The sequence below is a fragment of the Pseudomonas sp. Au-Pse12 genome, assembly GCF_021341665.1.
In the GTDB taxonomy this organism is placed as follows: Bacteria; Pseudomonadota; Gammaproteobacteria; order Pseudomonadales; family Pseudomonadaceae; genus Aquipseudomonas.
In genome coordinates, this window is sequence record NZ_JAJTTH010000003.1 from 354523 (window position 1) to 376852 (window position 22330).

The window sequence follows — 22330 nt, forward strand, 5'->3', positions numbered from 1 at the left end:
ACCGGCATCAGGTCATCTGGATGATGGTCTGCATGATGGTGCTCTGGGTAGAAATGGTCTTGGCGTTCGCCTGATAGTTGCTTTGGGCCTTGATCAGGTTGACCAGCTCGTTGGTCAGGTTGACGTTGGATTCTTCCAGGGAGTTGGACTGAATCGCTCCCAGGGTGCCGGTCTTCGGCGCGTCATAACCAGGAATGCCGGACGCGTAGGTCTCTTTCCACTGAGTGCCGCCCACTGGCTGCAGGCCTTGCTCGTTGGTGAAGCTGGCCAGAGAGATCTGGCCGATCGGCTTGGTCTGCTCGTTGCTGAAGTTGGCCAGCATCACGCCAGTGCCGTCGATGGTCAGGCTGGAGATCTGACCAGTGGAGTAACCGTTCTGCGCGATCACAGAACGGTTGGTATCGCCGAATACCGAACCGGTTTTGGTCATATCGATCTTCACGCCGCCCGGTGCAGGCGCCGCACCATTGGGAACGAAGACACCATTGACCACATCACCCGGCGTCCAGGCGGTCATGGCGATATTGTTGCCATTGACAGTGAACTGGCTGACGGCTGGTGCAACAGGCGGCGTCAGGGTCTGCAGCTTGCCCGAGGAGTCAAACTTGATAGTGATCGGCGCCTGGTTGGCCATGGTGAAAGCCGTACCATCCGGGTTGCGACCATCGATCAGGGTGTAGGTCTGCCATTCGTTGGGGTTCTGCGTCTTGATCATGTACTGATCCATGACGTGCTTGTTGCCCTGGGTGTCATACACCGGGGTACTGAACTGCTTGGTGTAGGTGGTGTTCTTGGTCGGATCGAACACATAAGCCGGAGCTGGCGCCACTGGGTTGACGTTGATCGGATCGGCATCGGAGTTCAGGTTGATGGTCGACGAGATCGAGTCGGTTGGCTTGGGCGCCAGGTTCGAGGTATCGATCCGCAGGTCGGTCAACACACCGTTGATGATCTTGCCGTTAGCGTCCACGGCATAGCCTTGCAGGCGAGCGGTGCCATCGCTGTTGGTGATGAAGCCATCCTTGTCGGTCTTGAACGTACCGGCACGGGTGTAGGTCAGGGAGCCGTTGGTGCTCAGCACGAAGAAGCCCTGGCCCTGGATGCCCATGTCCAGCACGTTGCCAGTGTTGTTGATATCACCGTTGGTGAACTGCTGGGAAACGTTGGACAGGCGCACACCGTTACCCACCACCTGAGTGCCGCTGCCCAGCTTGGTGGCCGAGTAGACGTCGGAGAACTCCGCGCGGGAGGACTTGAAGCCGGTGGTGGCGACGTTGGCGATGTTGTTGCCGGTAACGTCCAGCTGTTTGTTGGCAGCGTAGAGACCGCTAAGGCCGATATTGAAAGACATATTCCACTCCTTGTGCCGGTTAGTCGGCTCTAGATACCAATGGTTTGTACTTTGGACAGGCCAATCGGGCTGGTCATGCCGGCAAGGTTCAACATCAACTCGCCGCCGGTCTGGCTGATGGTCACACTGTTAACCGTCGCCGGCAGGTAGGTGATCAAATCAGTGCCCTTGCCATCGATGGTGGTGCTGGCCTTGAAGCTGTAGCTGCCCGGATCCGCCTTGGTGCCGTCAGTCTTGGTGCCATCCCAGACGAAGCTGGCGTTGCCGGCCTTCTGGCTGCCCATGTCGATGGTCTTGATGGTGTTGCCATCTTTATCGGTGACGGTCACGGTGACCGAACTGACGCTGGATGGCACGGTGACCGAGCCGGTCATGCTCTTGCTGGTGTCGACCTGGGTAGTGCCGGTCTGCACGATCACCGAACGCCCCACCAGGGACGAAGCCTGCAGTGCCTGGGAAGACTTGTAGTTACCCGTGATCGAGTTCACCGAGGTATTGAGGGTCGTGATCCCTTCCAGGGTGGAGAACTGCGCCAACTGGGCAACGAACGCACTGTTGTCCTGCGGATCCAGCGGGTTCTGGTTGTTCAGCTGGGTCACCAGCAGCTTGAGGAATGCATCCTTGCCCAGGCTCTGCTTGCCGGTGGCGCTGTTCGTCGCTGCCGCCAGGCCGTCGGCGCTGGTAGTGGCCGTCTTCTTCGACGAGTTGGCCAGTACATCCTTGAGGGATGGGGCGTTGGTGGTGTCAGTAACGCTCATGGTCTTCGCCCCTTATCACTGACCCAGGGTCAGGACCTTCTGCATCATGGTTTTGGCGGTGTTCATCATTTCAGCGTTGGTCTGGAACGAGCGGCTGGCGGAAATCATGTCAGCCATCTCTTCCACCACGTTGACGTTGGGGTAGTAGACATAACCCTTGGCGTCAGCCGCTGGATGGTTCGGCTCGTAGCGGGCTTCAAGGTTGCTCTGGTCTTCGACCACACCCAGGACCTGTACGCCCTGACCGGCAGCGTCCTGGTTCTGGAACAGCGAATCGCTGCCGCCGCTCTGCGCGCCCTGGAACATGGTGGCAAATACCGGATGACGCGCACGATAGGTCTGATCGATGCTCGACGACACGCTCTCGGCGTTGGCGATGTTACTGGCGACGGTGTTCAGACGGGTGGTCTGAGCGCTCATGCCACTACCGGCAATATTGAAAACACTGGCGAGGGACATGGATTACTCTCCGCGCAGGGCTGCAACCAGCCCTTTGAATTTGCTGTTGAGCAGCGTGAAGCTGGCCTGGAAATCCACCGAGTTCTGCGCATAGCTCGATTGCTCCAGCTGTGCATCCACGGTGTTCTGGTCGATCGAGGGTTGCATTGGGGTGCGATACAGCAGCGACTCATCACCACTGCTCAAGCCCTGGGCTTCGATATGCCGGGTGTTGGTCATGTTCAACGCGAAGGTGCCGTTCTGGGCCTTCTGATTCTGCTCGGCGAGCACGGCAGAAAAGTCCAGGTCCCGAGCCTTGTAGTTCGGGGTATCGGCGTTGGCGATGTTGTTAGCCAGAACTTCGGCACGCTTGGCGCGAAAGCCAAGGGCCTGTTCGTGGATACCGAGCGCTTTATCGAAGCTGATGCTCATGACGGAAACCTTTGGGTGACCTGATTTTTCGTAACTCGGATATAGCAAGCTACGTGCCAAGTCCTCAAGCCCCGTATTTCAAGGCTTTGCCGGTGGCGGCAAAGCGGCAATGCCAGAAAAGCGGCAATGGATTTCCGCGAAACACCGGCAAAGCGGCAACCGCCCTGCCGCTTTCAGCCCTGCGCGCCAAACAATTGCAGGCACAAAAAAAGAGGCCCATGGGCCTCCTTTTTCGGTGCTGCGATGTGCCGGCTATTTAGCCTGGTAGATGATGCCCGGGCTGCATTGCACCATCTGGTAATGATCCGGCAGGCCATTGAGGGCTTCGGAGGCCCCCAGGAACAGGTAGCCGCCAGGCTTCAGGGTACTGTGGATGCGCATCAGGATGTCCTTCTTGACCTCCGCCGAGAAGTAGATCAACACGTTGCGGCAAAACACGATGTCAAACTTGCCAAGACTGGCGTAGCTGTCCAGCAAGTTGAACGAGCGGAACTCCACGCGACTCTTGATTGGCGCCTTGACCACCCAGCGCCCCGGCCCCTTGGGGTCGAAATAGCGTTGCAGCCGTTCGGCCGACAAACCACGGCCAATAGCCAGGCTGTCATATTCGCCGGTCTTGCAGTTATTGAGCATGGTCCCGGACAGGTCGGTGGCAACGATCTGCACCCCCATCTTCAACTGCCCCATGTTGCTGCGCTCGAACTCATCGATGGACATCGACAGCGAGTACGGTTCCTGCCCCGAAGAACAAGCCGCCGACCAGATTCGCAAACGCTGGTTGGGGCTGGCCTTGATAGCCTCGGGAAGCACCTTGTTCTTCAACACTTCGAACGGATAGGTGTCACGAAACCACAAGGTTTCGTTAGTCGTCATGGCATCCACAACCATCTCGCGCAAACCGCTGCGCGGCTGGCTCTGAATCCGCTGAACCAGCTCACCCAAGGTTTTTAGACCTTGCTGTTCCATCAGTTTGTTGAGACGGCTCGAGACCAGATATTGCTTATTTTCCCCGAGCAAAATACCACAGGCTTTTTCCAGGAAGACCCGGAACTGTTCAAAATCCAAATTACCCGTAGACAATTGCTGCCGCCTCTTAAATCTATGTCCGCCAGGGCTCGCGCCCTTAGCTGTGATCTGCTGCTTTGATCCGGTCAACCACCCGGGATGCCAGGTCATCAGGACGGAACTTGGCAAGGAAGTCATCGGCACCGACCTTCTTCACCATCGCCTGATTGAACACCCCTGACAACGAAGTATGCAGGATGATATGCAGCTTTTGCATGCGTGGATCGTTACGTATCTCGGCCGTGAGGGTGTAGCCGTCCATTTCGGGCATCTCGATGTCGGAAATCATCATGAGGAATTCCTCTTCCGGCTTCTTGCCCTCATCCACCAGCTTGCGCAGGTAATCCAACGCTTGCCGGCCATCGTTCAACGCCACGACTTCGACACCCACCGTCTGCAGGCAGCGGGTAACCTGCTTGCGCGCTACCGACGAATCGTCAACGGTCAGCACTCGCAGTGAAACGGCCTTGTGCTGCGTTTCAAGATCCACCACGCCCGCCGAAATCGATTCCGAGGTTGGCGCGACTTCCGCCAATATCTTTTCCACGTCGATGATTTCGACCAACTGGTTATCCACCCGGGTCACCGCGGTCAGGTAGTGATCGCGACCGGTCCCCTTGGGTGGCGGGTGAATTTCTTCCCAGTTCATATTGACGATGCGTTCCACCGAGCGCACCAGGAACCCCTGGGTCTTGGTGTTGTACTCCGTGATGATAACGAACGGATTGCTCTGATCCTGCAGCCCACCAGAACCCGTCGCCATTGCCAGATCCAGGATCGGAATGGTCGCCCCTCGAATATTCGCGACACCGCACACCACAGGACTGGATTTGGGCATCAAGGTCAGCTTGGGGCATTGCAGCACCTCGCGAACCTTGAATACGTTGATCCCGTAGAGTTGCCCACCGTCCAGACGGAACAGCAGCAACTCCAGGCGATTCTGCCCAACCAATTGCGTGCGCTGGTTTACCGAATCCATTACACCAGCCATGCCCAGACTCCCCAAAGCTTTAAGATCCGACGCACGCTCATTGCTAAACGGCACGGCGCTTGCTTTTTAACTGTTATGAACGCCAAAACGACATTTTTCCGACGCCTGACATCCCGCTACCGCAGATTGCTGTGCGGACTGTCAGCTCTATGCATCTTAAACTCCGGCGGCCCTGCCGTTGCTGATTCGGTCACCCTGCCTGATCTACTTATCGGCGTCACTCAAGGGTTTCTTGAATTCACGGTAGAAGACTACCTGGCTACCAGTCAAACGGAAGGTCGCTATGAAATCCAGGTCAACCAACTGGATCCGCGGATGCACATGCCTGCCTGCGACAAGGAATTGACAGCCACCCTGGAAAGTCCGGCCCAACCGCTGGGACGGGTCACCGTCAAAGTTCGCTGTGAAGGCGCCTCGCCCTGGACCGTGTTCGTGCCGGCGCAGGTCAAGCTGTTTCGTGAAGTGGTCACGACAACGCGTCCGCTCAAGCGCGCAGGCATCATCGAGCCGGAAGACGTAGTGATGCGTGAACGGGACATCAGCCAGAGCAATCAGGGATACCTGACCTCGGTGGAGCAAGCCATTGGTCAGAAACTTGTCCGACCAATGGTCGCCGATCAGCTCATTACCCTGGCTCATCTGGAGCAGGCGGAAGTCGTGCGCAAGGGTGATCAGGTAGTGATATCGGCCCGCAGTGGCACCCTGAATGTCAGGATGCCGGGCGAAGCACTGTCCAACGGCGGCATGAGCGAGCAGATTCGGGTCAAGAACCTCAATTCACAACGGGTGATCAAGGCGCGCATCACCGCCCCAGGGCAAGTGGAAGTAGCCATGTAGATAGCTGGCGTTCAACCCACTCGTTCCCTAAACTGTGACCGCTAAAGGGTCGCAGATACCTGCGCGGGCTTGTCGATAATCGAGCCTAAAGTTTTTCAGGGTATGGCCGAAAACATGGCAAGCGTCCAAATACCCAGAGGTTTTCTTCATCATGGTCATCGACTTCAGCCGTTTAAACAGCTCCCCTTCACTGACAGGCAGTACGCGCACCAGCACTAGCAAGGAAACCGGTGATGCCGGCAAATCCGTGCCGCTGACGACTGCAGCCGAAACCAGCAAAAGCGGGGAATCGGTACACCTGAGCAATGAGGCTCAACAGTTGCAGAAAGTCACTGACAAGCTGCGCGACCAGCCTGCTGTCGACAAAGCCCGAGTGGCCGAGTTGAAGCAAGCGATTGCCGATGGCAGCTATAAGGTCGACAGCAACCGCGTAGCCAGCAAACTGCTTAACTTCGAAGCCCAGCGCTAGCCCCAGGCTTGCGCCAGGCTTTTGGACGCTTAATCCCCAAGGCCAGCCATGCACGACACCAATCTACTGCAACTGATCAATGATGACCTTGCTCCAGCGCAACAATTGCTGGAGCTGCTCAGAGCCGAATCCATCGCCCTGCACGGTCGCGACATGCCGCTGCTCGAAGACATCCTGGCGCAGAAGCAATCCCTGGTCATTTTGCTGGAACAGCATGGCCGCAAGCGCACGCAAATCCTCGCCAGCCTGAATCTGCCAACCAATCGCGAAGGTCTTGAGCAACTCGCCAGCCACTCCAGCCTGGGCGCGCAATTGCTCGAACAGAGCGATCTGCTGACCCGATTGCTAGCCGATTGCCAAGCCACCAACGAGCTCAATGGCCGCTCGATCCAGATTCAACAGGCCACCACCGCCAACCAGCTGAAAATCCTCAATGGCGGCGAACCTCCAGCCCTTTACGACGCCCGCGGCTCTACCTCAATGCTTGCGAAGCCCCGCCCACTCAGTCAGGCTTAAGCCTCAAAAATGAGCGCGCGCTACCAAGCCGTGAAACATGCTGGCAAAATGCCAGCTCCTGCGTGTAGTTGTATTTTGTCTGGAGATTGATGAACCGTGTTCAACGCCTCAAATGCGGAAGATGCTCCGCAGCCACCCAAGGTGCTCACCACTGCGTTGGAAATTTCCTCCAACCTGCGGTTGCTGCAAGAGAGCCATGACCCGCTGATCATCACTTTCCACGAGCGCAGCCAACGCTTCCAAAGCTATCTGGTGGAAGTGGACCGCGACAGCAACATGATCGCTCTCGACGAAATGATTCCCCGCGACGGTGAGCGCTTCATGCTGGCGGGCGAGCCATTTCGCGTCGAAGGCTTTCATGAAGGCGTACGCATCGCCTGGGAAAGCAACGGCCTGCCAACTCTCGACGAATCCAACGGCGGTCGCTGCTATCGCACCACCCTGCCGGACGAAGTGGTCTACCACCAGCGCCGCAATGCCTTTCGCGCCGCACTCAAGCTGGCTCAGTTGGTAGACATCGAACTCAGCGGCGAAAAGCTGAAGTCGCCCCTCACCGGCAAGCTGCTGGATATTTCCGCCACTGGCTGCAAGCTGCGCTTCGATGGCGACATCTCCTCGCGCCTGCAACTGGGCCAGGTCTACGAGCGTTTCATCGCCGCCCTGCCCTTCGGCAGCATGACAGCCCCGGTTGAACTGCGTTACCTGCACCACGAAGAACGCATCGACACCACCTTTGCCGGTGTACGCTTTCACAACATGAGCGGCCTGGTACAGCGTCAGGTCGAGCGCTTCGTCTATCAATTGCAGCGTGAAGCACGGCGCTTCGACAAAGACGACCTCTGATCAAGATCAACAGACACCAATGAAAACGGGCAGCGCCTTGCGGCAACTGCCCGTTTTTTTGTTTCAGGGGCGCCCCCCGCTGAGGTGATCCCGAGCACACTCCTCTGGTGGCTCCTGCTCATCGACCGCCTCAGGCTCCTGAGGCTCGACAGACGCCGTATCCACTGCTGGCGCGGTCTGCATCTGGTCTTGCACCACCTGCTCGTCCACCCGCGGGTCCAGGGCCGCCACCAAGGGCGAACTGGACATGCTGTCCGGCATCGCCACGTGGTGCAGCGGCGCATCGTCCACTTGATGCATATTGGTCACGGCCTTCGGCCGGATTCGCCAGACCAGCACCAAGGCAAAGAAACTGAAGAAGGCGTAGAGCATCTGGCTGCCGAAGAGCTTCATCAGCACCCCGGCCGCCAGTGGACCAATGCTCGCCCCGACGCCATAGGTCACCAGCAGCATCGCCGTCAGCGATACCCGTCGGTCCCCTTCCACATGGTCATTGGAGAAGGCCACCGCCAACGGATAGAGACAGAACTGCACCAGTGAACACAGGAAGCCCAGGACAAACAGCACCTCCAACGGCACCGAGGGCAGGATCGCCAGGGGCAGCGCCACCACGGCCAGGAACAAGGCGAAACAGCGGATCAGCAGCGCCCGGTCATAACGGTCGGAGAGCCAGCCCAACGGCCACTGCACCACCAGCCCGGCGAAAATGCAGCTCCCCATGAACAGGCCCACCTGCTCGGTACTCAAGCCTTGCTGCGACGCATAAAGCGGCGCCAGGCCGTAGAACGAACCGACGATCAACCCCGACCCCAGCACCGTGCTCAGGGATTGCGGTACGCGCTTGATAAAGAAGCGCGGCTCCATGGGTGCCGGGCGCAAGGGAGCCGGGTGGATGCGCCGAGTCATGGCCACCGGCACCAGGCACAGGGCGAAGCACAGTGCTACCAGCATCAGCAGCTCCAGGCCCAGGGCCGGGTGCATGACCAGAATCAGTTGCCCCAGCACCAGCCCCAGGTAAGAGGCGATCATGTAGCCGCTGAACACCAGCCCACGTTGCTTGGCGTCGGCCTGCTCATTGAGCCAGCTCTCGATGACCATGTATTGGCACATCATTCCCAGGCCCACGATCATCCGCAGCACCAGCCAGGCCGGCAGCCAGTCCACCAGCCCATGCCCCAGCACCGCCGCGCCGACGATCCCGGCACAGGTGGCGTAAGCGCGGATATGCCCGACCCGGGCAATCAGCCGGTGCCCCAGCTTGCCACCCAAGACCAGGCCGAAATAGTTGGCCGCCATCAAGGCCCCCACCCACAGGCCGTCGACATGATCGGCAGCCAGGCGCAGGGCCAGATAAGTGCTGAGCAGGCCGGAGCCGATCAGCATCATCAACGACGCGAAATAAAGCGCTCGAAAGGATTTCCAGATTTGGCGCATCGGCGTTCCGAGCGGCTCCTTGAATGAGGTGTCGGGCCCCAGCAATCGGGGGCCCGACCTGCGACGGTTCGGTTATGCCTGGGCCGCTAACACACGCCGCTCCCAGGGAGTGATTTCATCAAAGAAACTGGTCAACTCCATGGACTTCGAAGCGATGTAGCCTTCGATGAACTCGTTGCCGAACAGTTCCCTGGCCAACTGACTACGCTTCAGACGCTCCAGCGCCGCATGCAAGGTACAAGGCAGCGAAAGATGGTCCGGTACTTCGAACTCGCCCTGGATGGCCGCCGTGGGCTCCAGTTCGTTCTCGATGCCATGCAAACCTGCTGCCAGGCTTGCGGCAATGGCCAGGTACGGGTTGGCATCCGCTCCCGGCAGGCGGTTTTCCACCCGTCGCGCCACCGGTGAACTGGCCGGAATCCGCAGGCCCGCGGCCCGATTGTCGTGGGACCAGCAGGCATTGTTCGGCGACGCGTAAGGATGGCACAAGCGCTGATAGGAATTCACGTTGGGGGCGAACAAGGCGGTGAATTCCGCCAGCCCGGCCTGCAGGCCACCGATGAAATGCCGGAACATCGCCGTGGGCTGCCCCGCGTCATCACTGAAAACGTTACGTCCGCTACCCATCTCCACCAGGCTCTGGTGAATGTGCATCGAGCTGCCCGGCGTGTGAGCCAAGGGCTTGGCCATGCAGACCACGATCAAACCGTGCTTGAGCGCCACTTCCTTGAGCAGGTGCTTGAACAGGAAAGTCTGATCCGCCAGCAGCAACGGATCGCCGTGCAGCAGGTTGATCTCGAACTGGCTGACGCCCATCTCGTGCATGAAGGTATCGCGGGGCAGGCCCAGGGCGGCCATGCCTGCATAGACTTCCTGGAAGAACGGCCGCAGGCCGTTGTTGGAGCTGACACTGAACGCCGAATGGCCGTCCTCGCGTCGACCATCCAGGCCGACCGGCGGCCGGAACGCCTGGCCGGGATCGTCATTGGGCGCGAACACGAAGAACTCGAGCTCGGTCGCCACCACTGGCGCCAGGCCCAGAGCCGCATAACGCGCAATCACCTGCTTGAGCTGGCCACGGGTAGAAAGCCGCGAACTCTCGCCGCTCAGCTCATCGGCGTCGCAAATGGCCAATGCCCGGGGCGTCTCGCTCCAGGGCAGGCGATGGATCTGTCGAGGGTCGGCATTGAGCGCCAGGTCGCCGTCGTCGCTGCCGTAGAAACGTGCTGGCGGATACCCGCCCATGATGCATTGCAGCAGCACCCCCCGGGCCATCTGCAAGCGCCGCCCTTCGAGGAACCCCTCGGCGGTCATTACCTTGCCCCGCGGCACGCCATTCAAATCCGCGGTGACACATTCGATCTCATCAATGCCCGTCAATCGCTCGGCGAGTGAACTGTGGCCATCGGTTGTCATGACTCAATCCTTGTTGTTATACGAGCCGCGAACGGCGACCCGTACAAAATACGCACCACCCGTTCAGGATTTCAAGCAGGCGCGAACAAAATCCCCAACCCCGTCCCTGCCCGCCCGGCAAGCGGGCACCCCACCTTGTTACAGGTCAATGCCGTGCGGCGCTCGAGGCAAGCGAACGGGTTCGGCAGGTTGCCTGCGTCAAATGAAGGGAGAGCCCGCGGCGGGAGGCCTTGCCACCGGCGTCCAGCGGACACGGCAAGTGTTCTGCGCAGGGTTGAAACGACGGGTTTCACTGCGGCACTGGCGCGGCGCCGGCAGGTTTCAGCTGGCCGCCCCGAGCCAGGAAGCCAAGGCGGTATCGACAAGTTGACTCGAGTGCCGGGCCGGGCAGCCATTGGGCTGATGCACGGCCCGCAGCACTGGCCGCTCAGGGCAAGTAGAGCTTGAACAGACCGCCGCCCAGCGGGCCGCCGTTGCTGATGCGGGTGTGCCCACACACGCCGTTGCGCTGGTGCAGCTCGGCGATACGCCCGGCAAAGTACAGCCCCAGCCCGGTGCTGCCACTGCTTTGATTGATGCCCTGCACGTAGTCGGCCTGACGCTCGATCATCGCCTGTGGATAGCCTTCGCCATCGTCATTGATGGACAGCACCACCTGCCCCTCCTCGTCGCTGACGGTGATCAGCAGAGCATGGCGCGCATGACGAAGCGCATTGTTGATGCAGTTGGCCAGTACCGAGGCAATCAGCTCCCGATCGAAAAACCCCAGAGGGCTCAATGGATCGACTTCATAGGTAGCTGAAATGCCGCGACTCTTGAACACATCCTGATGACTCACCAGTTGCGCCTCGATGAAGTCATCCAGCTCGTGGTAGGCCGGCTGCAACGGCAACTGGTTGATCCCCAGCTTATACAGCCCCAGCAACTGCACCAGCATGCCGTTGAGATGGGCGAACTGGAAGTCGATCACGCCTTGCTCCGCCGCACCTTGCTGTTCCGGCAAGCGGGCCAGCCATTGAGCGTGGGCCTGCATCAGCATCGCCAGGGAGTTTTTCATGTCATGTACGGTGGAGGCGATCACCGTGGAAAAGTCGAGTGCCTGTTGCTGTTCGATCATTCGCCAAACGCCTTGCTTCGCAGCTTCTGATAGCGCGGATATCGCGCGTCGGTATCGGGCATCATGCCCACCAATTTAAGACACGCCCGGCATTCTTCCAGGAGTGCCGCATCCGGGTTGGCGTCGGCGCCATGCAACAGCGACTGAGCCATGTTCAGTGCAATACTGATGTTCTTCGGCTGCATGGCCAGCGCCTTGCGGAACAGCTCCCGCGCCTCCACCAGATTGCCACCTTTGTAGCTGCGCACGCCCTGACGGTTGATATCCGCCGCCGCATTGGAGGAACTGAGGATAGTCGGGTCGTCAGTCAGCTTGGCGATGTTCTGCATGACCTTGGGATCATCACCGTAGATCTCCGCGCAGTTCTTCAGCATCGACGCGCCAGCACTGGCCTGCCCCAGCATCTGCAGTTGCTTGGCCACCAGCAGCGCGGCCTCCGGGCTCATGAACTGCTCCATGCCGTCCAGGCGCAGCAACGCTTGCTCGGTGAGTTTCTCCGCGGTTTCCGCATCATTGAGCAACAGGCTGGTGGCCTTCATCAGCCGCGCGCGAATCTGCAGGCCCGGGTCAGTCGGGTTTTCCTTGGCCACGGCACTCAGGGTCTGGTTGATTTCCAGCCGGGTGCGCGTGTCCAGGCCCTTCTCGCTGCCCTTGCTGATTAGCGCATGGGCCAGGCCGAGGTTGCTTTCCGGGTCCTTGAAGCGCGACTGCGCCCCCTGGGACACCGCCTGACGATAGGCCCGGGAAGCGCTATCAAAATCTTCGTTGGCCATGGCCAGCTTGCCCAGCAGCGCTTGGCGCCGCACGGCCAGGGGCGACAGGCGTACCGCCTCTTCCAGCACGCTCTGGGCGCGCTTGGTATCGCCTTCGGCAACCAGCACATCCGCCAGCCCGTCGTAGAGGCCCGGCATCATCGGAAAGGCCTTCAGGGCTTTTTCATACACCGCCTTGGCCTCGCCAATCTGCCCGCGCTTGAACAGCAGGCGCCCCAGCCCGACGTAGGCCCAGGGCAACGGGCGGTCGGCCAGGATGCTGTTGTACAGACGCTCCAGGGCTTCGTTCTGATGCATATCGCGCAAGGCGTCCGCCCGGTAACGCAGGCACAACGGCGCATAACGCGGATCCTGTTTGCACAGGGCGATACAGGCGTTGAGCACCTCCACCGGTTTCCCCCGGTCAAGGGCTTGCAGAATCGGTTTGAGCAGGGTCTTGCGCTGCTGCAGGCGCTCCAGGCGCTGGGCTAGGCCGGAGCGATTGAACGGCTTAGTCAGGTAGGCGTCGGGCTCGTGTTCCAGAGCGCTGAGCACCATGGCCTGGCTGCTCTCGGCAGTCACCATGAGGAACACGCTCTCATGACTGATGAGCTTTTCCAGCATCAGGTCTTCAAGCACTTGCTGACCGTTTTTCTTGCCGTCACCCAGGTGGTAGTCCTGGAGGATGAAGTCGTAGCGTTTCTGCGCGCACATACGCAGGGCCTGCTCGCCGGTGTCGGCGGTGTCCACATCCTTGACGCCCAGCTCACGCAACATCGAACGCACCGAACTGCGGAAGTCCGAGAAATCATCGACGATCAAAAAGCTCTTTTGGTGGTACGCCAGCATCGAAGATTCCAGGCAAGTAAAAAGATCAGTCCAAAGACAACAGGCCCCACCCCGCTTCGCAGCCTGTTTTGGCGCGCAGATAATAGCTGCTGGCTACGGGCTATCAAGCACTTTCCAGTCAGCCGGTCATCCCGTTCGGTGGTTGGGTACACATTTGTCCACTGAAGTTATCGGCCGGGTTGTGCATTCCCTTATAGGCGACGAGCGGCATTTACTGCCTGACCGCGCACACGTCTGCCGGCGTGTGAAAACTTGTGCAAAAGAGACGCGTTCTGACGCTGAAACCTTGGATTCTGAAACATCACCTGATAGCGTGCTGCGCCTCAAAGCCTCACTCGTTTTTGGCCGCAAATGCCCCTGTGATACAGCGGGCCGGCCAGGTAACAAAAGGTCCGTCAGTTACAAGCACCACAAGCTTGCAACCCGGGAGTCGAAGGATCGGCACGACCCCGACGGCGGCACCATCGACGAGGAAATGCCGGTCTGCCAGGCAGTGCATCACACGATGCGCAAGTCATTATCAAATGGAGTTAACGATGGCGCATAACAGCAGTGTGATTACCGGCATTGAACTGGAACAGTTCATGGACCGCCTTGAAGCACAACAGCAGGAACAGCAAACCGATGCCCTGCTAGCCCAGTTACAGGCGCAACCACTGCAAGCCGACTCCCTGGTTTCCATCGATCGCCTGCATACCCTGTGGATGCAGGCCGGTGATTCAGCCGCTGCCCGGGCAGTCATCGACCAGGACGGCGGCGCCCTGCTGCAAGCCACCCATGAGCCGGCCCGCGCCGAACTGACGATGAACCTGGCCATCCTGCGCCTGCGGATCGCGAGCTACCTCGATGACCAGCCGACCCTGCTGGAAGTGCTCGGGCAACTCGAGCAGATGGCCACGCAAACCCTGGACTTCAATGTCGAGCATTACCGTCGCTATCGGATCTTCGACGACCTGGAAGGCGGTAGCTGCGAAGTGGCACTGAAAACCATCGAGGTGCGCTACGCCCTGACCCTGGGCAACCCTGCCCGCGTGGCGCTGCGAGCCTGGGATGCCGCCGACCAGTACCAACGTCGTGCCCGCGTCCTGGCCTACCACGATCGCGATGAAGAAGCCCGCAGCGCCGCCCTGGAAGCCGTCAACGCGGTACGCACTGCCGGCCCCGACCAGGACATCGACGAAGGTGACTGGCTGTGGCTGGGCAACTCGCTGATCGAGATCATCCCGTTGCGCCTGGCGTTGTTCGAACAACCCATCGCCCAGCTGACGGCTGGCCGCTCACTGCCCCAGCGCCGCGAGTGGGAAGTGCGCACCGCGCGCCTGGCCGCTCGCGCCCTGCACGCCCAGGGCGACCTGGCCGGAGCGCTGAAAGTCTGCCATGCCGCGGCCCTGAGCCTGGATTCCGACGGCGGCAATAACTTCATCGAGTACGAACTGCCCTGGCTGATGGAAGCCGGACGCATCGACGAGGCCGGGTTTCGAGCCTTCATCGACATCTATGACAGGCAGACCGAGCTCTGGCCAGCCACCGCCCGCCTGGTTCTCAACCGCCTGCAAGACCCCGAAGAGCGCAGTGCATGGTGGCCGATCTGCGTGATGCGCGCCTGCATCACCGAGGACGCACTGCAGAGCTTTCTCGCGGCGCTGCCGAACATCGAAACCACCGAGCCCGCTACCACCCCGCTCCTGGCCGCCCTGCACCAGGCCATGGACGATCTGGAGACACGCGACGCACTGTTTGCCGAAGCCCGCGCCGAAGCCCTGCGGCGTGCCCCCGAGCAGCCCTGGATCACCCGCCTGGCCGCCGTACATGACGCAGAGCGCGGCCTGATCGACGCGGCCACCGAGGCCAGCCTGCTGCAGAACGCCATCCAGGCAGGCCGCATGCAGGACAACCGCAGCGCGTTTTCGCTGTTTGCCGCTCGGGTCAACAGCCTGGGGGTGATCGAGGCACTGAAAGCGCCCAAGCCGGTGTTGTCGTGCGGCAAATATGCCTACAACTACGCATTGAGCATCGAAGATCTGGCAGAGAGCGAAGCCGACAAGCTGCCCAGGGACGCCCGAGACCAAGCCTATTCGCTCCTGCGCGAGGTGCAGAAAGACGCCTACGAGCAAGGCCAGGCCCACATGGAACGCTACTTTGCCAGCGGCAGCGGCCACCCCTATGACGCCTGTGCGCACCTGTATTCCATGCTCTGCAACAACCTGGCGATCAACTATCGCTACTACAACCAGATCCGCTACGAAGACGCCATCGAACTGCACACCCGCGGCATCGCCGCCAGCCCGTTTGCCGAGCACTACAACGGCCTGCTCAGTGCGCGTATCAGCCTGGAAGACCTGCCCGGCATCATCGATGCGGCCGAACAGCTTTGGCATTACTCGGCGGAGTTCGGCTACAGCCGCCACGACCCGAATGAGTACGTCGCCTCGGTGGCGTTCGCCCTGTACAAGCTCGATCGCGACAATGAAATCCTGATCTGGCTCGAACGCCTGCTCAAGTGGCAGGAAGAGCAAGGTGTCAGCGACCCGCAATTGGACAGCTCGGCGCTGTTCGCCCGGCTCCAGGTCGCGCGCTACCTGGCCCACGCCCATCCGGACAACGCCGACAGCCTCTGGCAGCGTTACGAGCCGGCGGTCCTGTCCTTGAACGAAGTCTCGGTCATGGCCTGCTCGGTGGACTTCCTCAAGGCCCGCGGGCGCACGGCCGAAGCCATTGACTACTGCGCACGCACCCTGGCGCTGTGCGCCCCGGACGATGACTACGACATCAAGTGCCGCGCCCGGATCGAGGAAATCCTCAGCGAGCTGCAAGCCCCAGCCCAACCGGCTGGCAAGAAAAACTGGTGGCAGATATGGAAGTAAGCGCCGACAAACGCAGCCCCAGCTACGCCCCGCGCAACCTGCTGAATGCCGATCAGCTGAAACGCGGCATCACCCAGCGCAGCCAGGAGCGCGGCGACGAAAACGCCGTGCAGAGCTGGCTGCTGAATCACTTCTATCGCCACCTGGTGGGCAACTTCGAACCCGCGCGGCGCATCCAGACCCTGGATGACGCCTGTGCGGCGCTGGGCAGCGATGCGCCGCCGGCCTGGGTGAGCGGGTATTTCGACAGCGCCGCCAAGGCAGCAGCCGAAGAGGCCAGCAAGGCCGTGGCGCCCCTGGTCTGGGTCGACCCGCAGGCACCATTGCTGCTGCAGCAGGAAGCGCAACTGGTGGAGTTCCTGACCTCGCGCAAAGGCACGGCACTGGAGGGCAAGCTGGAGCGCATCACCTGCCCGCAAGCCCTGGCACTGTGGGAAAAAGAACACGCGCAGATGGTCGCCCGGGTCGACCAGGGCTGGCGCCAGAGCTCTCCCGCAGCCCTGAATGTCGCCGTTACCTGCACAGAGCACACCTGGGTCGAACTGCGTCCGGAGAGCCCGCTGCTGCGGGCCGAGATGGCCTTCGAAAGCTACGTGATGCGCCACTGCCTGGGACAGTTCGCCAACCGCCGGGCGTTGACCGGCGGCTACGGTGAACGTTACGCCGAAGCGGTGGAGCAACAAGGCATGCGCGTGTTCAGCCTGCGCGATGCCCAGGGCCAGCCCCACATCACCATCAGCCTGATCATCCAGGACGACGGCGCCCTGACCGTGGAGCAAGTCAAAGGCAAGCAGAACCGCCCGCCCATCGAACGCTACTTCCAGGACCTACTGCGCTTTCTCAACAGCCTGGATACCGACCAGCAGACCCCGACCGACTGCATTGCCATCGGCATCGTGCGCACCGAGGCCGGCTGGTTGCGCATCGAGGAGGTCAACGACGCCGAGGCTCAGACGCGCCTGGTGGCGCGCTACCCGCAGCTGTTCAACCGGCTGGACGCGCCTTCGGCCATGGTCGAATGGCTGGTCGCGGCCCGTCAGTCCGACTTGCTGCTGGAGGTGGCGCCCCTGGCGCCGGCGGTCAAGTACGCTACCCGCCATATCTTCAAGAAAAGCCCCTGGCCACAACGCCAGGCCGACGATCCGCTGTTCAGGACCGAAGGCGTGAGCTGGGCCGACATGTCCCCTCAGCAAGCAGAAGAAATCACGGCATGGCACAGCAGAAGCAGGTGAAACCAAGATGATGACGGCGATTGTCGTGCTATTTGCCGCCTGGTTGGGCTGGCGTCACTTTCACCGCCCGGCGTCCACCTCCCTGGTGGTGTTCACTCCACGCAAGCGCTGGGCACTGACCCTGGCGCAACCCATGGTCGACGCGACCGGAATGACCGGGTTCTTCGACCCCGATACCACGCACTTCACGGATGAGGCGAAAAGCACCCTCAGGGCCCAACTGCTGCATCAGATCGGCTTTCGCAGCAATGCTACTGACGCTGAAGTCAGTGCACACCTGAACAGCACCCTGGAACGCCAGTGGTTTCGTGTTGACCTGCACAGCCTGAATGCCAGCGACGCCCCACGAGCGGCCATGGCCTTCGCCTGTGTACGCAGCGCATTCTTTGTTCGTTGCGCCATGCTGATGGGCTGGATCGACACCGAGTGCGGCTGGCGAATCATGCTCCTCAACGCCCAACGAGCCCAGGACTGCTTCAACGACTGGGAAGACTTCGGCCGGGCTTTCATGCAGGGGCGCGCCCAGTGGGTCGCGGCGTTTCGAGCCGACTCGCTGGGTAAAGCGTTCAATGAAGCGAACCTGAGCCAGCTGCTGATGCCCGGCAGCGGAGCCTGGGCCGGGGTGGCCTGGCAAGGATTACCGGCGTTTTCTCCGGTGGCGCAGTGAAGAGGATTGGATGGATGGTGTCCCAGGGCAGGTTCGAACTGCCAACCTTCCCCTTAGGAGGGGGATGCTCTATCCAATTGAGCTACTGAGACAAAACGGCGCGCATCAAGTGCTGCATGGCGCGGAGGACGGCGTGCATGTTAACGGCCAAGGCTGCATTTGTCATGTGATCCATAGGGCTTTTTGCACGAAGCGCCAGGCACTCGCCCAAGCTTGCTGCGCGCATCGTGCAAATTGCATCACTGCAAAAAGCCATCATTGCAAAATGCAATTCGAAGAACTTTTAACAACAACACAACTTGTTGTTTTTAAAGGATTTACTGCCAGGTAAACTCTTGGCACGCGGGCTGCTTTATCAGTGGGTACACCACTGAGGAGATGACGCCCATGAACAGCGCCCTGTTGCTCTTGAATGCGATTGCCATCGCTGTATTAGTGGCCTTTTCCGTTCAGCCTGCAGAAAACGCTGCCCCTTCCGGGCCATCAGTCACCCATTACCCGCTACGCCCAACGCCCCAGTTGGCGGTCATGAATACCCCGCTCAAGCCGGGCGAAGTGACCCGGGTAACTCAGGGTAAAGTCGCGCAACAAACAGCCATCGTACCGATCGAACGCTGGATATTTTGAGATCAAGACTTCAGGAGCCACTTATGTCCACCGCAGCCAAAAGCCTGCTTGTTCTGACACTGCTCAGCACTATTGCTGCTTTGTTCCTGCCTGAAGACCCCATCGGAAGCGCGCTGCTGATCATCAGCGGCTCACTGTTCGGCTTGTTCCTGCTGGCACTGCTGGCCGGACGCAAGATCAAATTCGATCCGGTACTGCGCTGATCCCATGCTCACGCAATATGCCCAGCAGGTGCTCCAGGGTCGTTTCCAACTCAGTGGAGTTGTCCAGGCGCACAACGCCCTCCTCATCAAGCCATTTGGCACTGGAGAACTGCTGGTTGCGCTGTAGACGTTTCTCGATCTCCGGCAGGCTTTCCCTGGCTCGACGCAGTAGCCGACGGCGCAATACCTCGCCATCAACCGTCAGAACTATCGGAATCAAATCTGGATAACGCTGCCGCGCCTTGGGTAAATAACCTCTGGAGCCATTAACCAAGACATGGCGCCCCTGCTCCAACCAGCTATCGATCACCACGGGAATCCCATACCCCAGGCCATTGGCTTTCCAGGACAAGGCAAAATCTCCCTGTTCTTCACGTTGCTCGAACTCCCTGGCTGTAACCTCCAGCGCCTCCTCCCCCACGGATTCAGCCGAACGCGTGATCACCCTTCTCGCCACCTCACAACCCAATGCACTTAAAGGCTGCCGGGCAGCATCAATCAGGCTATCCTTGCCGGCCCCTGAAGGCCCCATCAAATAGATCAATCTACCCGGCATCAGTCGCAGCTCCGCACAGCACAACTAGTAAATCGGCCATTTGCCACTATTCTCTAACAGGTAGGGACTACACCTTTACCCGCACAGCATGCACCTTCGCCAATGCACTGACACTCTCGATGGATGGAAGAATGCGGCCAACCACGCGGACCCGGCGAGCTTTTCAAACCAGTCCGCATTTCTGATAATTGGTGCTGGCATAACGCCTTTATCCAGTTCAATATTTGTCACAGAATTGACGCCAAGGATCTGGCAATTTTGAGGCATGATGCGGGCCTCTTAACAATTCAGGTTGAACATTTGGCATTCAGGCTTGTCCTAAAAGACAGCCCGCGGCCAATTCCGAGAACCGCTCCCCTGAACTAACCGGTTAAATATATGCGCCCATTGAAACAGGCAATTTATTCCAGCCGTACGGCTGACAAGTTCGTCGTACGTCTACCCGACGGGATGCGTGAACGCATTGCCGAGGTGGCTCGCAATCATCACCGCAGCATGAACTCCGAAATCATCGCGCGCCTGGAACAGAGTCTCATTCAGGAAGGTGCTTTGGGTGAAGAGTTGAGCATGCGCCTGGACAGCCCCGAGTTGTCCTTGCATGAACGCGAACTGCTTCAACGTTTCCGCCAACTGTCACATCGCCAGCAAAACGCTTTGGTTTCGCTGATCGCCCATGACGCTGAAATGGCCGCAGACGCCACCTGATTGCATACCGCAAGCTCAAGCCAGCCTAGTTGCTGGCTTTTTTTTGCCCCACAAAAGCAGCGAAGCGCCATTTAGGCGCTTCGTGGGTAAACCAGTAGGGGGAATGGCTCAGAGCAGGAAGATCGTCGCCAGACCGAGAAAGATGAAAAAGCCGCCACTGTCGGTCATCGCAGTGATCATCACGCTGGCACCCATGGCCGGATCACGCCCCAGACGCGCCAAGGTCATGGGGATCAAAACTCCCATAAGCGCCGCCAGCAGCAGGTTCAAGGTCATGGCAGCGGTCATCACCACCCCCAGCGACCAGCTCCCGTAGAGCATGTAGGCCACAGCACCGATCACGCCGCCCCAGACCAGGCCATTGATCAAGGCCACTGCCAGTTCTTTGCGCATCAGGCGCGAGGTATTACCGGTACTCACTTGGTCCAGGGCCATCGCCCGGACAATCATGGTGATGGTCTGATTGCCCGAGTTGCCACCAATGCCCGCAACAATGGGCATCAAGGCCGCCAGGGCCACCAATTTCTCGATAGAGCCTTCGAACAGACCAATGACTCGGGATGCTACAAATGCGGTGATCAGATTGATTGCCAACCAGGCCCAACGGTTGCGCAGGGACTTCCAGACCGAGGCAAAGATGTCTTCCTCTTCACGCAGACCGGCCATATTCAGGACTTCGGTCTCGCTTTCCTCACGAATCAGGTCGACCATTTCGTCGATGGTCAAACGGCCGATAAGCTTGTCGTTCTTGTCGACTACCGGGGCCGAAATCAGGTCATAACGCTCAAACGCCTGGGCCGCATCATAGGCATCCTCATCCGGATGAAAGCTCACCGGGTCGCTGGCCATGACTTCCGCGACTTGCTTGTCCGGGTCATTGACCAACAGGCGCTTGATCGGCAGCACCCCCTTGAGCACACCGTCGTAGTCCACCACGAACAGTTTGTCGGTATGACTTGGCAGCTCCTTGAGTCGGCGCAGGTAACGCAGGACCACTTCGAGACTGACATCCTCGCGGATCGTCACCATCTCGAAGTCCATCAGCGCGCCGACCTGCTCCTCGTCATAGGACAGCGCGGAGCGGACGCGCTCACGCTGCTGGCCATCGAGGGCTTCCATCAGCTCATGGACGACGTCTCGCGGCAGCTCGGGAGCCAGGTCAGCAAGTTCGTCAGCGTCCATCTCCTTGGCAGCCGCCAGGAGCTCATGATCGTCCATGTCGGCGATCAGGGTTTCACGTACGGAATCGGATACTTCGAGAAGGATGTCGCCGTCGCGCTCGGCCTTGACCAGTTGCCAAACGGTCAGACGCTCTTCCAGAGGCAAGGCTTCAAGGATATAAGCGACGTCGGCGGAGTGCAGGTCATCGAGCTTGCGCTGCAATTCGACGAGATTTTGCCGATGGACCAGGTTCTCGACCCGATCATGGTGATGGCCTTCCTGACGGTGGGTCAGGTCTTCAACCACCCGCTGGCGCTGCAGCAGCTCAACGACTTGAGCGAGGCGGTCTTGCAGGCTTTCCTGCGTTTTCTTTACTTCTACTTCGGTCATAGGCGAACTCCACTCCCAGCAGAGGAGCACGCCGGAAGGATCAATCAGTCAGTTCATGATTGTGAAAACGGGATACTGAGTAACTACTGGGTAAGTCCATGGAGGTATTCCACAAGCCCCGGCGGGGCTGACGGGCGCAATGATACACCGCTTGACGGTTTTAAACGTTAAAAAATCGCGGCAAGAACAAGCGCTTGCGGCATAAACCTGAGCAACGTCCGAATCTATGAAACTGCGACGCACCAAAAAGAAAACACACAGCCGCATAAAAAAGTCGGCAGCCGGACTTGCAGACGGTGCATTCGACTTCCACCGAGCAAAGCCGTTCCTGCCCAAGCAGGCAAAAGGATAAAAAGGAAAGAAATAAAATCCGGAAAGCAAAAAGCCCGCATCTTTCGATGCGGGCTTCCTGATGTATGGTGCACTCGACAGGATTCGAACCTGTGACCGCTCGGTTCGTAGCCGAGTACTCTATCCAGCTGAGCTACGAGTGCATTTTGTGTTTTTAGACCAGACCACAACTGGTTGAAGCCAAGTTAACTACATCGCTGCAACTAACTCTTAAATGGTGCACTCGACAGGATTCGAACCTGTGACCGCTCGGTTCGTAGCCGAGTACTCTATCCAGCTGAGCTACGAGTGCATTTGTTGCCGCGC

The 22330-nt window shown here is 59.6% G+C and carries 24 protein-coding genes and 3 tRNA genes; 12 read left to right on the plus strand and 15 right to left on the minus strand.

Features of this window, described 5'->3' with window-relative positions:
- Positions 1-7 precede the first annotated feature (7 nt).
- The 4 genes from flgE to flgB are packed head-to-tail and all read right to left on the minus strand — an operon-like array spanning position 8 to position 2979.
- On the minus strand, positions 8-1351 hold the full coding sequence (flgE, locus tag LXM55_RS09965; protein ID WP_233320229.1) for a flagellar hook protein FlgE: 1344 nt from the start codon (positions 1349-1351) through the stop codon (positions 8-10).
- A gap of 29 nt (positions 1352-1380) precedes the next feature.
- Positions 1381-2109, minus strand: a complete 729-nt coding sequence (gene flgD, locus LXM55_RS09970) for a flagellar hook assembly protein FlgD (RefSeq protein WP_233320230.1) — start codon at positions 2107-2109, stop codon at positions 1381-1383.
- 15 nt (positions 2110-2124) lie between these two features.
- The gene (gene flgC, locus LXM55_RS09975; protein WP_011062742.1) at positions 2125-2568 is read right to left on the minus strand and encodes a flagellar basal body rod protein FlgC; all 444 of its coding nucleotides are present in this window, start codon (positions 2566-2568) and stop codon (positions 2125-2127) included.
- 3 nt (positions 2569-2571) lie between these two features.
- Positions 2572-2979 (minus strand): flagellar basal body rod protein FlgB, encoded by a 408-nt coding sequence (gene flgB / locus LXM55_RS09980; RefSeq protein WP_233320231.1) that lies wholly within the window; start codon positions 2977-2979, stop codon positions 2572-2574.
- Between the two features lie 11 nt (positions 2980-2990).
- On the opposite strand from flgB, the gene LXM55_RS09985 reads away from it, so the two are divergent.
- Positions 2991-3239 carry a hypothetical protein gene (locus tag LXM55_RS09985; RefSeq protein ID WP_233320232.1) on the plus strand — a complete coding sequence of 83 codons (249 nt, stop codon included), beginning with the start codon at positions 2991-2993 and terminating at the stop codon, positions 3237-3239.
- Here the strand turns inward: LXM55_RS09985 and cheR are convergent.
- Both cheR and LXM55_RS09995 read right to left on the minus strand, forming a co-directional pair.
- Positions 3232-4059 carry a protein-glutamate O-methyltransferase CheR gene (gene cheR / locus LXM55_RS09990; protein ID WP_233320512.1) on the minus strand — a complete coding sequence of 276 codons (828 nt, stop codon included), beginning with the start codon at positions 4057-4059 and terminating at the stop codon, positions 3232-3234. The two genes, LXM55_RS09985 and cheR, sit on opposite strands and share 8 nt — an antisense overlap.
- 43 nt (positions 4060-4102) lie before the next feature.
- Entirely contained in the window at positions 4103-5035 is a 933-nt protein-coding gene (locus tag LXM55_RS09995; RefSeq protein WP_233320233.1) for a chemotaxis protein CheV, read from the minus strand.
- Between the two features lie 75 nt (positions 5036-5110).
- On the opposite strand from LXM55_RS09995, the gene flgA reads away from it, so the two are divergent.
- From flgA to LXM55_RS10015, 4 genes are all read left to right on the plus strand, one after another.
- Entirely contained in the window at positions 5111-5872 is a 762-nt protein-coding gene (gene flgA, locus LXM55_RS10000) for a flagellar basal body P-ring formation chaperone FlgA (RefSeq protein ID WP_233320234.1), read from the plus strand.
- A gap of 151 nt (positions 5873-6023) precedes the next feature.
- Positions 6024-6341 carry a flagellar biosynthesis anti-sigma factor FlgM gene (gene flgM, locus LXM55_RS10005; RefSeq protein WP_233320235.1) on the plus strand — a complete coding sequence of 106 codons (318 nt, stop codon included), beginning with the start codon at positions 6024-6026 and terminating at the stop codon, positions 6339-6341.
- Positions 6342-6389: 48 nt separating this feature from the next.
- Positions 6390-6857, plus strand: coding sequence for a flagella synthesis protein FlgN (locus LXM55_RS10010; protein ID WP_233320236.1), 468 nt, complete (start codon positions 6390-6392; stop codon positions 6855-6857).
- Positions 6858-6953: 96 nt separating this feature from the next.
- Positions 6954-7700, plus strand: coding sequence for a flagellar brake protein (locus tag LXM55_RS10015; protein WP_233320237.1), 747 nt, complete (start codon positions 6954-6956; stop codon positions 7698-7700).
- Positions 7701-7763: 63 nt separating this feature from the next.
- On the opposite strand, the gene LXM55_RS10020 is transcribed toward LXM55_RS10015, so the two are convergent.
- The 4 genes from LXM55_RS10020 to LXM55_RS10035 form a co-directional block, all read right to left on the minus strand.
- A complete protein-coding gene (locus LXM55_RS10020; protein ID WP_233320238.1) occupies positions 7764-9134 on the minus strand; it encodes an MFS transporter in 1371 nt (456 codons plus the stop codon).
- Positions 9135-9206: 72 nt separating this feature from the next.
- A complete protein-coding gene (locus tag LXM55_RS10025) occupies positions 9207-10448 on the minus strand; it encodes a glutamine synthetase family protein (protein WP_233320513.1) in 1242 nt (413 codons plus the stop codon).
- A 529-nt stretch (positions 10449-10977) separates the two neighbouring features.
- Positions 10978-11667 (minus strand): sensor histidine kinase, encoded by a 690-nt coding sequence (locus tag LXM55_RS10030; protein WP_233320239.1) that lies wholly within the window; start codon positions 11665-11667, stop codon positions 10978-10980.
- The gene (locus LXM55_RS10035) at positions 11664-13268 is read right to left on the minus strand and encodes a tetratricopeptide repeat-containing response regulator (RefSeq protein WP_233320240.1); all 1605 of its coding nucleotides are present in this window, start codon (positions 13266-13268) and stop codon (positions 11664-11666) included. The genes LXM55_RS10030 and LXM55_RS10035 overlap by 4 nt, the downstream gene beginning before the upstream one ends.
- Before the next feature lie 536 nt (positions 13269-13804).
- Here LXM55_RS10035 and LXM55_RS10040 point away from each other — a divergent pair.
- The 3 genes from LXM55_RS10040 to LXM55_RS10050 are packed head-to-tail and all read left to right on the plus strand — an operon-like array spanning position 13805 to position 18031.
- Complete coding sequence (locus LXM55_RS10040; RefSeq protein ID WP_233320241.1) at positions 13805-16132, plus strand: hypothetical protein; 2328 nt, start codon at positions 13805-13807, stop codon at positions 16130-16132.
- Positions 16123-17364, plus strand: a complete 1242-nt coding sequence (locus LXM55_RS10045) for a hypothetical protein (protein WP_233320242.1) — start codon at positions 16123-16125, stop codon at positions 17362-17364. The genes LXM55_RS10040 and LXM55_RS10045 overlap by 10 nt, the downstream gene beginning before the upstream one ends.
- Before the next feature lie 7 nt (positions 17365-17371).
- The gene (locus tag LXM55_RS10050; protein ID WP_233320243.1) at positions 17372-18031 is read left to right on the plus strand and encodes a DUF1266 domain-containing protein; all 660 of its coding nucleotides are present in this window, start codon (positions 17372-17374) and stop codon (positions 18029-18031) included.
- A 15-nt stretch (positions 18032-18046) separates the two neighbouring features.
- On the opposite strand, the gene LXM55_RS10055 is transcribed toward LXM55_RS10050, so the two are convergent.
- A tRNA-Arg gene (locus LXM55_RS10055) sits at positions 18047-18123 on the minus strand.
- On the opposite strand from LXM55_RS10055, the gene LXM55_RS10060 reads away from it, so the two are divergent.
- Genes LXM55_RS10060 through LXM55_RS10070 form a run of 3 tightly spaced genes read left to right on the plus strand, consistent with a single transcriptional unit; the run spans position 18096 to position 18861 of the window.
- Positions 18096-18362: a hypothetical protein gene (locus LXM55_RS10060; protein WP_233320244.1), complete on the plus strand. Its 267-nt coding sequence runs from the start codon at positions 18096-18098 to the stop codon at positions 18360-18362. The two genes, LXM55_RS10055 and LXM55_RS10060, sit on opposite strands and share 28 nt — an antisense overlap.
- A 56-nt stretch (positions 18363-18418) precedes the next feature.
- Positions 18419-18658, plus strand: coding sequence for a hypothetical protein (locus tag LXM55_RS10065; protein WP_233320245.1), 240 nt, complete (start codon positions 18419-18421; stop codon positions 18656-18658).
- 23 nt (positions 18659-18681) lie between these two features.
- A complete protein-coding gene (locus tag LXM55_RS10070) occupies positions 18682-18861 on the plus strand; it encodes a PA3371 family protein (RefSeq protein WP_233320246.1) in 180 nt (59 codons plus the stop codon).
- On the opposite strand, the gene phnN is transcribed toward LXM55_RS10070, so the two are convergent.
- Entirely contained in the window at positions 18836-19417 is a 582-nt protein-coding gene (phnN, locus tag LXM55_RS10075) for a phosphonate metabolism protein/1,5-bisphosphokinase (PRPP-forming) PhnN (RefSeq protein WP_233320247.1), read from the minus strand. The two genes, LXM55_RS10070 and phnN, sit on opposite strands and share 26 nt — an antisense overlap.
- A 378-nt stretch (positions 19418-19795) precedes the next feature.
- On the opposite strand from phnN, the gene LXM55_RS10080 reads away from it, so the two are divergent.
- On the plus strand, positions 19796-20122 hold the full coding sequence (locus tag LXM55_RS10080; protein WP_003204761.1) for an Arc family DNA-binding protein: 327 nt from the start codon (positions 19796-19798) through the stop codon (positions 20120-20122).
- 108 nt (positions 20123-20230) lie between these two features.
- On the opposite strand, the gene mgtE is transcribed toward LXM55_RS10080, so the two are convergent.
- The 3 genes from mgtE to LXM55_RS10095 all read right to left on the minus strand — a co-directional run bounded on the left by mgtE (position 20231) and on the right by LXM55_RS10095 (position 22316).
- Positions 20231-21673, minus strand: coding sequence for a magnesium transporter (mgtE, locus tag LXM55_RS10085; protein WP_233320248.1), 1443 nt, complete (start codon positions 21671-21673; stop codon positions 20231-20233).
- Positions 21674-22090: 417 nt separating this feature from the next.
- Positions 22091-22167: transfer RNA gene (locus tag LXM55_RS10090), tRNA-Arg, on the minus strand.
- Positions 22168-22239: 72 nt separating this feature from the next.
- A tRNA-Arg gene (locus LXM55_RS10095) sits at positions 22240-22316 on the minus strand.
- Positions 22317-22330: the final 14 nt, after the last annotated feature.

Coding starts and splice junctions, on each gene's coding strand:
- LXM55_RS10040 (WP_233320241.1), top strand. CDS start 13,805: ATGGCGCATAACAGCAGTGTGATTACCGGCATTGAACTGGAACAGTTC.
- LXM55_RS10045 (WP_233320242.1), top strand. CDS start 16,123: ATGGAAGTAAGCGCCGACAAACGCAGCCCCAGCTACGCCCCGCGCAAC.
- LXM55_RS10065 (WP_233320245.1), top strand. CDS start 18,419: ATGAACAGCGCCCTGTTGCTCTTGAATGCGATTGCCATCGCTGTATTA.
- flgM (WP_233320235.1), top strand. CDS start 6,024: ATGGTCATCGACTTCAGCCGTTTAAACAGCTCCCCTTCACTGACAGGC.
- LXM55_RS09995 (WP_233320233.1), bottom strand. CDS start 5,035: ATGGCTGGTGTAATGGATTCGGTAAACCAGCGCACGCAATTGGTTGGG.
- LXM55_RS10070 (WP_233320246.1), top strand. CDS start 18,682: ATGTCCACCGCAGCCAAAAGCCTGCTTGTTCTGACACTGCTCAGCACT.
- LXM55_RS10010 (WP_233320236.1), top strand. CDS start 6,390: ATGCACGACACCAATCTACTGCAACTGATCAATGATGACCTTGCTCCA.
- flgC (WP_011062742.1), bottom strand. CDS start 2,568: ATGTCCCTCGCCAGTGTTTTCAATATTGCCGGTAGTGGCATGAGCGCT.
- flgB (WP_233320231.1), bottom strand. CDS start 2,979: ATGAGCATCAGCTTCGATAAAGCGCTCGGTATCCACGAACAGGCCCTT.
- flgD (WP_233320230.1), bottom strand. CDS start 2,109: ATGAGCGTTACTGACACCACCAACGCCCCATCCCTCAAGGATGTACTG.
- LXM55_RS10030 (WP_233320239.1), bottom strand. CDS start 11,667: ATGATCGAACAGCAACAGGCACTCGACTTTTCCACGGTGATCGCCTCC.
- LXM55_RS10020 (WP_233320238.1), bottom strand. CDS start 9,134: ATGCGCCAAATCTGGAAATCCTTTCGAGCGCTTTATTTCGCGTCGTTG.
- LXM55_RS10025 (WP_233320513.1), bottom strand. CDS start 10,448: ATGACCGCCGAGGGGTTCCTCGAAGGGCGGCGCTTGCAGATGGCCCGG.
- LXM55_RS10035 (WP_233320240.1), bottom strand. CDS start 13,268: ATGCTGGCGTACCACCAAAAGAGCTTTTTGATCGTCGATGATTTCTCG.
- phnN (WP_233320247.1), bottom strand. CDS start 19,417: ATGCCGGGTAGATTGATCTATTTGATGGGGCCTTCAGGGGCCGGCAAG.
- mgtE (WP_233320248.1), bottom strand. CDS start 21,673: ATGACCGAAGTAGAAGTAAAGAAAACGCAGGAAAGCCTGCAAGACCGC.
- LXM55_RS10080 (WP_003204761.1), top strand. CDS start 19,796: ATGCGCCCATTGAAACAGGCAATTTATTCCAGCCGTACGGCTGACAAG.
- flgE (WP_233320229.1), bottom strand. CDS start 1,351: ATGTCTTTCAATATCGGCCTTAGCGGTCTCTACGCTGCCAACAAACAG.
- flgA (WP_233320234.1), top strand. CDS start 5,111: ATGAACGCCAAAACGACATTTTTCCGACGCCTGACATCCCGCTACCGC.
- LXM55_RS10050 (WP_233320243.1), top strand. CDS start 17,372: ATGATGACGGCGATTGTCGTGCTATTTGCCGCCTGGTTGGGCTGGCGT.
- LXM55_RS10060 (WP_233320244.1), top strand. CDS start 18,096: ATGCTCTATCCAATTGAGCTACTGAGACAAAACGGCGCGCATCAAGTG.